Source organism: Grimontia celer (assembly GCF_900055185.1).
In the GTDB taxonomy this organism is placed as follows: domain Bacteria; phylum Pseudomonadota; class Gammaproteobacteria; order Enterobacterales; family Vibrionaceae; genus Enterovibrio; species Enterovibrio celer.
Genome location: NZ_FIZX01000071.1, coordinates 1 through 534, shown reverse-complemented (window position 1 = coordinate 534; position 534 = coordinate 1). Strand labels below are relative to the sequence as shown.

The 534-nt window shown below is 53.7% G+C and carries 1 protein-coding gene; it reads right to left on the bottom strand.

The features are described 5' to 3' along the window. On the bottom strand, positions 1-534 hold a 534-nt coding region (locus GCE9029_RS25480), incomplete at both ends, for a dihydroxy-acid dehydratase domain-containing protein (RefSeq protein WP_197475439.1).

The window sequence follows — 534 nt, the reverse complement described above, 5'->3', positions numbered from 1 at the left end:
ATGAGCGAATCTTTGCCAAGCTCTCCAGCGGCGTGTTGTTGGCGAATCGTCACCTTCTCTTCATTAGAGATTCCCGTTGCCATTGGACCTGCGGGAATAAACGCAGTGGGAAGATGACCATACGCCAGCGCGCCCATTAATTGACCGGGCGCTATCTTGTCGCAAATACCAAGCAGCAAGTTACCATCAAACATATTGTGACTGAGTGAGAAGGCGGTGCTTTGGGCGATAAGATCGCGTGAAAACAGCGACATATCCATACCCGGCTGTCCTTGTGTGACACCGTCGCACATGGCGGGAACACAGCCCGCGACTTGCGCGGTATGGCCTAACGGACTTAACGCTTGTTGGATGAATTCCGGATAACCTTCATAGGGCTTATGAGCGCTCAACATGTCGTTGTATGACGAGATGATAGCCAAGTTGGCGCTGGTGTTGTTGAGCAAGGAGTGTTTGTCCGCATCGCACGCCGCAGCTACGCCGTGTGCAAGGTTGCCGCACGAGAGTTGCGAGCGCCCTTTGCCTGCTTGGTGT